General features: G+C 66.1%; 10 protein-coding genes. 9 read left to right on the top strand and 1 reads right to left on the bottom strand.

Annotated elements, in window-relative coordinates; translation table 11 throughout:
* Positions 1-6 precede the first annotated feature (6 nt).
* On the bottom strand, positions 7-1,611 hold the full coding sequence (locus G3A50_RS17060; RefSeq protein WP_163076374.1) for an ABC transporter substrate-binding protein: 1,605 nt from the start codon (positions 1,609-1,611) through the stop codon (positions 7-9).
* Between the two features lie 294 nt (positions 1,612-1,905).
* Here G3A50_RS17060 and G3A50_RS17055 point away from each other — a divergent pair, with 294 nt between their 5' ends.
* From G3A50_RS17055 to G3A50_RS17015, 9 genes are all read left to right on the top strand, one after another.
* On the top strand, positions 1,906-2,679 hold the full coding sequence (locus G3A50_RS17055) for a maleate cis-trans isomerase family protein (protein ID WP_163076373.1): 774 nt from the start codon (positions 1,906-1,908) through the stop codon (positions 2,677-2,679).
* Positions 2,680-2,684: 5 nt separating this feature from the next.
* Positions 2,685-3,359, top strand: a complete 675-nt coding sequence (locus tag G3A50_RS17050) for a GntR family transcriptional regulator (RefSeq protein ID WP_163076372.1) — start codon at positions 2,685-2,687, stop codon at positions 3,357-3,359.
* A 222-nt stretch (positions 3,360-3,581) separates the two neighbouring features.
* On the top strand, positions 3,582-4,676 hold the full coding sequence (locus G3A50_RS17045) for an extracellular solute-binding protein (protein ID WP_163076371.1): 1,095 nt from the start codon (positions 3,582-3,584) through the stop codon (positions 4,674-4,676).
* Positions 4,677-4,704: 28 nt separating this feature from the next.
* A complete protein-coding gene (locus G3A50_RS17040) occupies positions 4,705-5,562 on the top strand; it encodes an ABC transporter permease (protein ID WP_163076370.1) in 858 nt (285 codons plus the stop codon).
* Entirely contained in the window at positions 5,559-6,383 is an 825-nt protein-coding gene (locus G3A50_RS17035) for an ABC transporter permease (protein ID WP_163076369.1), read from the top strand. Before G3A50_RS17040 ends, G3A50_RS17035 begins: the two co-directional genes overlap by 4 nt.
* Positions 6,384-6,385: 2 nt before the next feature.
* Complete coding sequence (locus G3A50_RS17030; protein ID WP_163076368.1) at positions 6,386-7,465, top strand: ABC transporter ATP-binding protein; 1,080 nt, start codon at positions 6,386-6,388, stop codon at positions 7,463-7,465.
* Positions 7,462-8,964 (top strand): amidohydrolase family protein, encoded by a 1,503-nt coding sequence (locus G3A50_RS17025; RefSeq protein ID WP_163076367.1) that lies wholly within the window; start codon positions 7,462-7,464, stop codon positions 8,962-8,964. The genes G3A50_RS17030 and G3A50_RS17025 overlap by 4 nt, the downstream gene beginning before the upstream one ends.
* Positions 8,961-9,434 (top strand): GAF domain-containing protein, encoded by a 474-nt coding sequence (locus G3A50_RS17020; RefSeq protein WP_163076366.1) that lies wholly within the window; start codon positions 8,961-8,963, stop codon positions 9,432-9,434. The genes G3A50_RS17025 and G3A50_RS17020 overlap by 4 nt, the downstream gene beginning before the upstream one ends.
* The gene (locus G3A50_RS17015; protein ID WP_163076365.1) at positions 9,435-10,805 is read left to right on the top strand and encodes an amidohydrolase family protein; all 1,371 of its coding nucleotides are present in this window, start codon (positions 9,435-9,437) and stop codon (positions 10,803-10,805) included.
* The last annotated feature ends 1 nt before the right edge of the window (position 10,806 follow it).

The raw sequence follows: 10,806 nt of genomic DNA, 5'->3' as shown, positions 1-10,806 counted from the left end.
CCGTCCTCAGTCGACGGTGACCCACTTCAGCTCAAGGCTGTCGTCGGAACGCAGCACCACATGGGCGCCCTTGCGCACGCCCCAGGCGATACCGGCCTGGTGCACGGGGATGTGGCCGTAGTCTTCCTTGTCGAGGGTCATCGCCTCGAAGATCATCGCGTTGCGCTTGGCGGGGTCGACCTCGACCTCGATCTTCTGCGTGAGCGCATCGACCTTCGGGTTGGAGTAGTTGCCGACATTGTAGGTGCCGACCTTGCCTTCCGGCGTGTTCATCGTGTCCTGAAGGGTCGAGTGGGCATCATAGCTCAGCGGCTGCCAGCCGATCATGGCGAAGGAGGTGTCCCGCGCCAGCACCTTCTCGAAGAACTTGGTGCGGGTCTGGGCGTTCAGCGTGACCTTCAGCCCGACGCGGCCGAGCATGCCGACGATGGCCTGGCAAATGCGCTCGTCATTCACGTAGCGGTCGTTCGAGCAGTCCATGGTGAAGGAGAAGCCGTCCGGGTAACCGGCCTCGGCCAGCAGCTTCTTGGACGCTTCGGGATCATAGGGCGCGGCGCGGGTGTCGAGCTTGGGATCGTAGCCGTTGATGCCCGGCGCGATCATGGTGCCGGCGATGTGCGAGGTGCCGCCCATGATGCGGTCCTTGATCGCGTTCATGTCGATCGCCTGATAGATCGCCTGGCGAACGCGCTTGTCCTTCAGCGGGTTCTTGCCCTTGACGTCCGAATTGAGCAGTTCGTCGCGGTGCTGGTCCATGGCCAGCATCATGGTGCGCAGTTCGGATCCCTTGAGCACCTCGGTGCCCTCGGCGCTTTCGATGCGCGCGACGTCCTGCTGCGGCACCGGGTAGACCATGTCCACCTCGCCCGAGAGCAGCGCGGCGACGCGGGTGGCATCCGACTGGATCGGGGTGAAGACCACCTTCGAAACGTTGCTTTCCTTCTCGCCCCACCAGTTCGGGTTGGGCACGAGCACGGTCTTCACGCCGGCCTGCCGGCTCTCGATCATGAACGGGCCGGTGCCGTTGGCGTTCGTGGTGGCGAAGTTTTCGACCTTGGCCTTCACGCTGGAGGGCGATGTCGCCTCGTGCTTTTCCGCCCAGTCCTTGCTCATCATGTAGGTCGAGGTGATCTGGACCGGAAGGATCGGGTTGGGCTTGGCCATGATCAGGTCGACCGTGTGGTCGTCGACCTTCTTGATGTCGGTCACCGACGCCACCGTATAGGCCATGTCCGAACCGTCCTTCTTCACCCGCTGCAGCGAGAAGATGACGTCATCGGCAGTGAAGGGCGTGCCGTCGGCGAACTTCACGCCTTCGCGCAGATGGAAACGCCACACGGTCGGCTCCACCTGCTCCCAGCTCGTGGCCAGCGCGGGCACCAGCTCCAGATTCTTGCCGCGCCCGACGAGCGGCTCGTAGACCTGGCCCAGCCAGGACAGGGTGAAGGTCTCCGCCAGCGCGTGCGGGTCCAGCGAGGCGGGATCCACGCGGTAGGCGTAGCGGAACTCCTTGCCGCTGTCCGCGGCCGCGGCCGGCGCCGGGACAAAGGCCGGAGACGCGGCGACGAACAAGGCGGTCAACGCGGTTGTCAGCAGAACCGGAAGTCGCATACGGGTTGCTCCTGGAAGGTCATTTTGAATTCATTTCTTGCCTCGGAGTCTGCTCCAATTAAATGTTCACTTAAATATCAAATTGTAGGCAGCGCATTGTGCGTCCTGCCCGCGCCTTGCCGCACCGCGCGCCATATCCTGCTTGATAAGTGAGCATTGGCGTTCAAACGAAACACTTCTTGCCGATTGACGAACGACGTCGGGCAAGGCAAGACCTGAATGTAGCGGACCGCCACCATCAGGCCGGGACTTAAGCGTCGACACGTCGCCAGCCTCCATGTCGGGTATTTTTGAATGCAAAATGTCCTTCCTTTCTCCCGACGGCTGATCGGCATGCTGACGCCCTCGTCGAACACCGTGCTGGAGCCTTACACCTCGCTCCTGCTCGAACCGCTGTTTCCGCAGGTGACCGCGCATTTCGGGCGTTTCAGGGTCACACGGATCGCGCTGGACGAGGTCGCCTCCGACCAGTTCCGCGAGGAGCCGATCCTGGCCGCCGCCGAACTGCTCGCCGACGCCCGCGTCGACGTGATCGCCTGGAACGGCACCTCGGCAAGCTGGCTCGGCTTCGAGACCGACGAGCGCCTGTGTGAGGCCGTCCATGCGCGGACCGGCGTTCCGGCCACCAGCGCCATTCTGGGGCTCAACCGGCTCATCAGGGAACAGGGCGTGAAACGGCTCGCGCTGGTCACGCCCTATACCGCGGATGTGGGCGCGCGGATCGTTGCCAATTACGCCTCGATCGGCGTGTCGGTCGTCGCCGGCAGCCACTGCGGACTGTCCGACAATTTCTCCTTCGCCGAGATATCCGAGGAGCAGATCGCGGCGATGTGCACCGAGGTTGCGGCCGCCCGCCCGGACGCGATCGCGATCGTCTGCACCAATATGCGCGGCGCGGTGATCGGCGCGGAGATAGAGCGCCGCATCGGTGTTCCGGTCTATGATTCCGTCAGCACCACCTTGTGGGGCTGCCTGCGCGCGCTCGACCTGCCTACCGATCCGCTGGCCCGCTTCGGCTCCATGTTTGCGACCCCGCCCGCTTCCGAAATGGCCATACCGGCGGAGTGACAGCCATGACCTTCGCGCAGCCGGACGAGACAGGGGAAGGCGGCAGCCTGCACGAGCAGACCGTCAACAAGCTGCGCATGGTGCTGCTGAACGGCGAGCTGAGCGATGGAGCGCGCATACCCGAAGCCCAGCTCTGCCTGCGCTTCGGCGTTTCGCGCACGCCCCTGCGAGAGGCGCTGAAGGTGCTGGCGGCGGAAGGCTTCGTGGAGCTCCGCCCCAATCGCGGCTCGATCGTCGCCCCCATCGACCCGCTCGACGTCGCTCATGTATTCGAACTGAAGGGCGCCATCGAGAACCAGATCGGCCTGCTCGCGGCCGTGCGCGCGACGCCTGAGGACCGCGCCCGGATCGAGCGGGTCCACGGTGCGCTCGGCGCCCATCCCGCCCCCACCGCCTATACCGAACTGAATCAGGAATTCCATCGCGCGCTCGCAAGCGCCACGCAGAACCCGGTGCTTCTGCAAACCTATGACAATCTTCAGAAGCGGGTGCTGCGGCTGCGCTTCGTGGTCAACGAGAACCCGGTCCGCGTCGCCCAGTCCTTCGACGAGCACGAGGCGATCATGACGGCGTTCCGCGCCCGCGCCCGCCTCGACCTCGCCGAGCGGCTCGCCGAACACAACCGGCTGACCGGAGAAGCCGTGCTGCGCACCCTGCGCGGCGAGGGCATTGCCACCTGAAATGCGCGATCGGGCCTCGGTGGAATTTTTGGGCAACCATCGCCCAGCCACCGCCCACGGCATAGTCAGAAGGCAACTAAACCCTTTTATATCAACACCTTGAAACTTGTCGCGATGGCCAATCATTCGGCTTTACCCGCCCCCGCCGCGCCGACAAACTAAGTAAGTACTTAATTGTTTCCAGCGCTCTTTCCCGTTGCTCCCATCGCCCGGAGATCCGCCATGTCGATGACTCGCCGTGCCTTCAACCGCGCCGCATTGAACGGCACCGGCCTGGCCGCCACCAGCGCCCTCACCGGCGGCCTGATCCTTCCCGCCAACGCCGCCGAGCGCCTGCTGGTGGTGCAGTGGGGCGCGAACTGGATCGAGGTTTCCAAACAGATCACGGCCGATTTCAACAAGACCAACGACACCCAGATCGCCTGGGAGCTGCACTCGGGCGGCTCGGCGGCGGTGATCGCCAAGATCAAGGCGGTATGGCCGAACACCCAGTACAACGTGCTCTCGGTGTGGGACCCGGTTTTCCGTACCCTGATCAAGGAAGACTGGCTGGTGCCGATCGACGAGAGCATCGTCACCAACCTCGCCACCATCCCGGACCAGTTCATCCAGAAGAACGACAAGGGTCAGAAGATGACCGTGCCGCTCTCGACGGCCGGTGCGTTCTGGGGCTACCGCGAGGACCTGCTGCCGGGCGGCTTCGATTCCGTCGAGGACCTGCTGCGCCCCGAATTCAAGGGCAAGCTCTGCGTCCCCTACCCGATCAACCTCACCGGCCTGTTCATCGTGAGCTGCGCCATCCAGCGCGGCGGCAGCGAAAAGAACGCCGAGCCGGGCTGGGAGTTCATCAAGGAACTGGCCTCCAAGGGCCAGATCGGCGAGATCTGCACCAGCAATTCCGAGTACATCAACGCCATGGCGACGGGGCAGTATTCGGTCGGCTTCTGGAACAATGGCGGCTGGTTCGCCACCGCCAAGAATTTCCCCGTAAAGCTCAAGAACCGCATGCCGGACAACAAGGGCTTTCTCTACAATGAGGGCTTCTGCGTGCTGAAGGGCTCGCCCGAGAAGGCCGCGTTCGAGTTCGCCAACTTCTTCGCCGAGCCGAAGATGAACGAGCTTTACAACATAAACCTCGGCTCCGGCCCGACCCAGCCCTCGGCCAAGACCAACCCGATGCTGGTGGACTGGTACTACAAGCCCGACGAGCTGGCGAAATACGCCTACTTCGCGGATTTCGCCTATCTCAGCTCGGTGATGAACGAGTGGAATGCGCGCTGGGAACGCGAGATCGTGCCGCTGGTGCGGCGCGGCTGAGCGGGCGGCGGGAACAGGCGGCGGCGCGATGAGACGTCCGGGACTGACAGCGGCCATGCTGTGGCCGGCGCTGATCATCATGGCGCCGCTGCTGCTTGGCCCCCTCTTTGCCCTCGCGCAGGAAAGCCTGAAGCCTTATGTCGGCGGGCGCATCGGCGGAGACGATGCCGGTGCGCTCACCCTCGACAACTATGCGCTGATCGCCGCGCCCGAATATGTGCGCTACTTCCTGGACACGTTCCGGGTCGGGCTTATCAGCTCCGGGCTGGCGCTGGCGCTGGGCTTTCCCATGGCGCATTTCATCGTACGCCGGGCGCGCCCGGCCACGCGGCGGGTGCTGATCGGCGGGCTGGTGGGAACACTGTTCCTCAGCCTCATCGTGCGGGTCTACGCCATCTCCATGACCTTCGGCCCGCTGGGCCCGCTGTCCGGTTTCAGCCGGCTTTTCGGCATCCGCTCCAACAGCCCGGACGGCGCGGAGCTTATGGTCGTGCTCGGCCTGATGAACACCACACTGCCGCTCGTCGCGCTCACACTGATCGGCACGCTGCAGAACATCAACCCGCGCCTGGAAGAGGCGGCGATGTCCCTCGGCGCGCCGCGCTGGAAGACGTTCTTCCTGGTCACCGTGGCCATGAGCGTGCCCGGCATTCTCTCCGCCGGCATCATCGCCTACGCCTTCTGCATCAGCAATCTCGTGGTGCCGATGCTGGTGGGCCGGGGTTTCATCCTGTTCGTGTCCAACCTGATCTACTCCCGGTTTTCGGATGTGGCGAACTTCCCCGGCGGGGCGGCGCTTTCGATCGTGATGATGGTGATCTCGGTCAGCCTGTTCTACGGCCTGCTGCACCTCGTGCGCAGCAACTGGCAGGAGGCCGGCAAATGAACAAGCGGCTCGCCGACGCGCTGTTCGAAGCGGCCTACCTGTCGCTCATCACCCTGTTCATCGCCTTTTCGGTGATCCCGGTGCTGGTGGCGCTGGTGCTGTCCTTCGACGCCCGCGGCTTTATCGGACCGTTCCCGCCGACACAGTTCTCGCTGCGCTGGTACGAGCGCTTTCTCGCCGACGATTATTACCACGCCGGGCTGGTTACCAGCCTCATCGTCGCCATCACGGCCACTCTGATCGCGACCTTTGCCGGCACGCTGGCCGCCATCGCGCTCAGCCGGGCGACCTTCAGGGGGCGGGGCGCGCTTCAGGCGGCGCTGCTCTCGCCACTGGTGGTGCCCAATGTCGTGCTGGGATTCGGCATGCTGATCTTCGCCGCGCGGCTGGGCATCGTCGACGGCATGACGCGGCTCATCATGGGGCATGTGCTCATCACCTTTCCCTATGTGATGCGCACCACGGCGGCCTCTCTCGTCGGCATCAAGGCGAGCTATTACGAGGCGGCGCTGAGCCTCGGGGCGCGGCCCTGGAAGGCAATCGCGCAGGTGACGCTGCCGCTGGCCCGTACCGGCATCCTCGCCGGCGCGGTGTTCGGCTTCGTGACCTCCTTCGACGATGTCGGCATCAGCCTGTTCCTCACCGATGCATTCACCTACACCCTTCCGGTGGCGATCCTCGCCCAGATGCGGGCCAATCTCGATCTGACGATCGCGGCGCTATCGGTCATTTTCATCCTTGCGACGGTGCTTCTCATCGTGCTCCTCGACCGGCTGGCGGGGCTCGACGCGGTTGTCGGACGCGGGGTTTACGGGCGTTGAGCATGGCTGTCCTCGAACTCCAGAACATCACCAAGCGCTTCGGCGGCGTCGCTGCGGTGGATGACGTGTCCTTCGAGGTCGCACGCGGCGAGATCGTCGCGCTGCTCGGCCCGAGCGGCTGCGGCAAGACCACCACGCTGCGCATGATCGCCGGCTTCGAATGGGCCGATGAGGGGCGCATCTTCATCGGCGACGCCGACATGGCGCTGCGCCAGCCCTATGAGCGCAATGTCGGGCTGGTGTTCCAGGACTACGCTCTGTTCCCGCATATGAGCGTGGCGCAGAACATTGCCTTCGGCATGAAGAACCGGGGCGTGAAGCGCCACGAGATTGAGCAACGCATCGAGGAGGTGCTGGAACAGGTGCAGCTCCCCGGCCTCGGTGGCCGGCGGCCGAGCGCGCTGAGCGGAGGCCAGCAGCAGCGCGTCGCGCTCGCCCGCGCGCTGGTGACACGGCCGGACATCATGCTGCTGGACGAACCGCTGTCGAACCTCGACGCCAAGCTGCGCCTGCAGCTGCGGCGCGAGATCCGCACCATACTGGCAACGTTCGACTGCACCTCCATCATCGTCACCCACGATCAGGAAGAAGCGATGGGGCTCGCCGACCGCATCGTGCTGATGAACAAGGGGCGGATCGAGCAGATCGACACGCCGCACGGGCTGTACCAGAGCCCGAAGACCCTGTTCGCCGCCGACTTCATCGGCCATGCGAACTGGATTAGCGGCACGCTGTCGCGATTGGGCGGCGGCTCGGGCATCGTGACGACCGCGTTCGGCGCCGTGCCCGTCGCGACCGGAAACCTTGCGGACGGCCTGGTGACGCTGTGCATCCGCCCGGAACGGCTGATGCTCCTGCCCGCGGATCACCGCGCCTCCGGGACCCGGATCGACGCGGTGGTGGAGCGGCACGATCCCATCGGCGCGGATCTGCGCATCTGGTCGCGGCTGGCCGACGGCACGCTGGTGCAGTCGCTGGAAAAGAATGTCGGGCGCCCATTGCCGGCGCCCGGCGCGGCGGTCACGCTCGGTTTCGGCATCGGAGACTGCATCGTACTGCCGAGCGGAAAGGCTTACACATGAACGCACCCGGACGGCCGCAGGTGATACGAGGCGGATTGGTCGCCTTTCCCGGCGAAGGCGACGTGCGCCCCGCCGACCTACTGATCGAGGACGGCCGCATCGCCGCCATCGTGGGCCCCGGACAGCCCCTGCCTGAGGACGTCGAGACCATCGACGCCACCGACCGGCTGGTCATGCCAGGGCTGGTGAATGCCCACACCCACAGCCACCTCGCCCTTGCCAAGGGCATCTCGCGTTCCTGGACGCTGGAACTCCACCTTCACAACGGGTCGTGGACGGGTGGCGGGCAGAATGTCGACGACCGGTATCTGCTGGCGCAGGCGTCCGCCGCCGAGATGCTGCTGAAGGGCTGTACCTCCTGCTACGATCTGGTGCTGGAACTGCCGTGTCCATCGCCGGAGGGCATGTTCGCCACCGCTGCGGGCTATCTGGATGCCGGCATGCGCGCCGTGATCGCGCCGATGCTGGCCGATCGCACCTTCTGGCAGGCGATACCGGGTCTGCGCGCGGCGCTGCCGGAGGCCGCGCAGGCCAGTGTCGACGCCATCACAATGGCGGGGGCGGACGTCAATCTCGCCGCCTGCGACCGGATGCTCGCGCAATGGCCGCACCCGCGTGATCGGGTGAGGCCCGGTCTGGCGCCAACCATTCCGCTGCATTGCTCGGACGACTTCTGGACCGGCGCCCGCGCCCTCGCCGACCGCCATGGTGCGCCGATGCACGCGCATCTGGCGGAATCCAAGATCCAGGAGATCTCGGGGCGCGCCCGCTACGGGCACAGCCTTACCGCCCATCTCGACCAGCTCGGCATCCTCGGCCCCGATTTCACGGCGGCCCACGGCATCTGGCTGGACGCCGACGACCTCGACATTCTGGCCCGGCGCGGGGCGTGTGTGGCGCATAACCCGTCGAGCAATTTCCGCCTCGGCAGCGGCATCGCCAACGTGCCCGCCATGGTCGCGGCCGGCGTGCGGGTCGGCATCGGCAGCGATGCCTGCAGTTGCTCCGATCACCAGAACCTGTTCGAGGTGATGCGCCTCGCCTGCTATCTGTCGCGCACCGCCTCCTTCGACCCGGATGACTGGCTCACGCCGCGCGACGTGTTCGAGATGGCGACGTGCGGCAGCGCGCGCGCGCTCGGCATGCAGGACATGATCGGCGACATCCGGCCCGGACTTGCCGCCGACCTCGTGTTTCTCGACCTCGGCTCGGTCAACTTCACGCCGCTGAACGACGCGCTCTACCAGCTCGTCTTCGCCGAAGAGGGGCGCAGCATCACCAAGGTCATGGTGGGAGGGCGCACGGTGGTTGAGGACGGGCGCCTCACCACCATCGATTACCCTGCCCTCAGGACAAGACTGAACGAGCGTGCCCGCGAGCTGATGGCCGCCAACGCTCCCCGCCGCGCCGCGCTCGCCGCCATAGAGCCCTATGTCCAGCATTTCTGCGTCGGCCTCGCCCAGGGACGTATCGAACTCACGCAAGATTCACCGACATGACTGACGTTGCCACTCTCGCTCACACCCTGCAGCCGCTTCTCGCCGAGCTGATGGAACGCACCGGCGCGAAGCGCTGTACCGTCCGCATCGACCATCCCGCCCTCGGGCTGAGTGTCAACGTGCCCTGCGCAGAGGTGCTCGCGCCCGGCGCGCGCTCGATGATGTCGAACAGTTCGGTCGACCATCGGCGGGCCAGAACGGTCCGCTGGATAGAAAAGAGCCGGCGCACGCTGGTGCAAGGCGACGTCTTCGCCGACCCGCACCTTGCGCCGCCGGCCGCGCTGGTGGAGATCTTCGGCACGCGCTCCCAGCTGGTGGCCCCGCTTATCGGCCGGGATGACTATCTTTTCGGCTGGGTCTCCGCCCATTTCTCCGAAGGTCCCCGCGTCTTCGCGACCTCGGCCATCGAGGCGATCGAGGAGGCGCGCCGTGCGGTGCTTGCCGTTCCCGGCATGCCGCAGGAGATCTGAATGGACCCGGCGCCCGGCTCCCCTGCCGATGGAGAGGTCCTAGCCTATGACCTCATCGTCGAGGACGTACTGATCCTCACCGGCGATGCGGCGATGGCCGAGATCCGCCACGGACGGCTCGGCGTTCGTGGAGACAGGATTGCCCTCGTCGGGCCGGCCAGCGGCCCCGCCCCGGCGGCGGCGCGCACACTCGATGGCCGCGGCCTGCTGGCCATTCCCGGCCTCGTCAACGTCCATACCCACAGTGTGCTGTCGCTGATGCGCGGCGTTGCCGAGGATATGGGCTTCGCCCCGGCCTATACGCGCGGCGTACCGCAGGGCCACCTCATCAACCCCGACGAAGCCGTCGCGCTTGCCCGGCTCGGCGCGCTGGAATCGCTGAAGTTCGGGACCACGCTGATCAACGACATGTATGTCCATGTCGAGCACACACTGCCCGCCATGGCCGAGCTGGGGCTGAGGGTGTTCGCCAGCGATCGGCTGCACGACGTTGATTTCACGCGGGTCCAGCAATGTGACTGGCGCTACGATCCCGCCATCGGCCGGCGCTCGCTCGACGCCGCGCTGGCGCTGGCCGAGCGTTTCGACGGCGCCTTTGACGGGCGCGCGCGCGTCACCCTGGCCGCCCATGCGCCGGACACCTGCTCGCGCGATTTCCTGCGCGAGATCCGCCGCGCGCGCGACGCGACGGGGCTTACGGTCTCCACCCACCTCGCCCAGAGCCCGCTGGAGGCCGAGTTCATCGCCCACCGCGACGGCATGACGCCGACCGAGCTGCTCGATGATGTGGGCCTGCTCGATGCGCGGCTGATCGCGGCGCACTGCATTGTAATGAATGACAGCGACATCGCACGGGCGGGCGCGGCCGGCATCACGGTCGCCCATGTGCCGAAGGGCAATGCCGGTGGCGGCATGATGGCGCCCACGCGGGCCCTGCGCGAAGCCGGCGCCAACCTCGCCCTCGCCACTGACAACCTGCTCGGCGACATGATCGAGGCGATGCGTTGGGCGCTGTGCATCGGACGGCTGCAGACCGGCACGGTGACGCCCGACTGGCAGCCGGAGGACGTCTTCGCCATGGCAACCGGAAACGGCGCCAGCGCGCTCGGGCTCGCAGACGAGATCGGCGCGCTCACCGTCGGCAGGAAGGCCGACATCGTGCTTGTCGACATCGACCGACCAAGTTTCGTGCCCCTGCTCGACCCGCTGGGCAACCTCGTTCACTGCGGGCAGGGCAGCCATGTGCGCCACGTCGTGATCGACGGCGTGCTTCGGGTGTGCGAGGGCCGCGCGGTCGGGATCGACGAGGAAGACATCTGTCGGCAGGCCCAGCGGACCGCCGAAAACCTGTGGCAACGCGCGGCGGCCTGAG

This window comes from Ancylobacter pratisalsi, assembly GCF_010669125.1.
Classification (GTDB): Bacteria; Pseudomonadota; Alphaproteobacteria; order Rhizobiales; family Xanthobacteraceae; genus Ancylobacter; species Ancylobacter pratisalsi.
The sequence above is the reverse complement of the archived record's forward strand: the minus strand, read 5'-3'. Positions and strand labels throughout refer to the sequence as shown.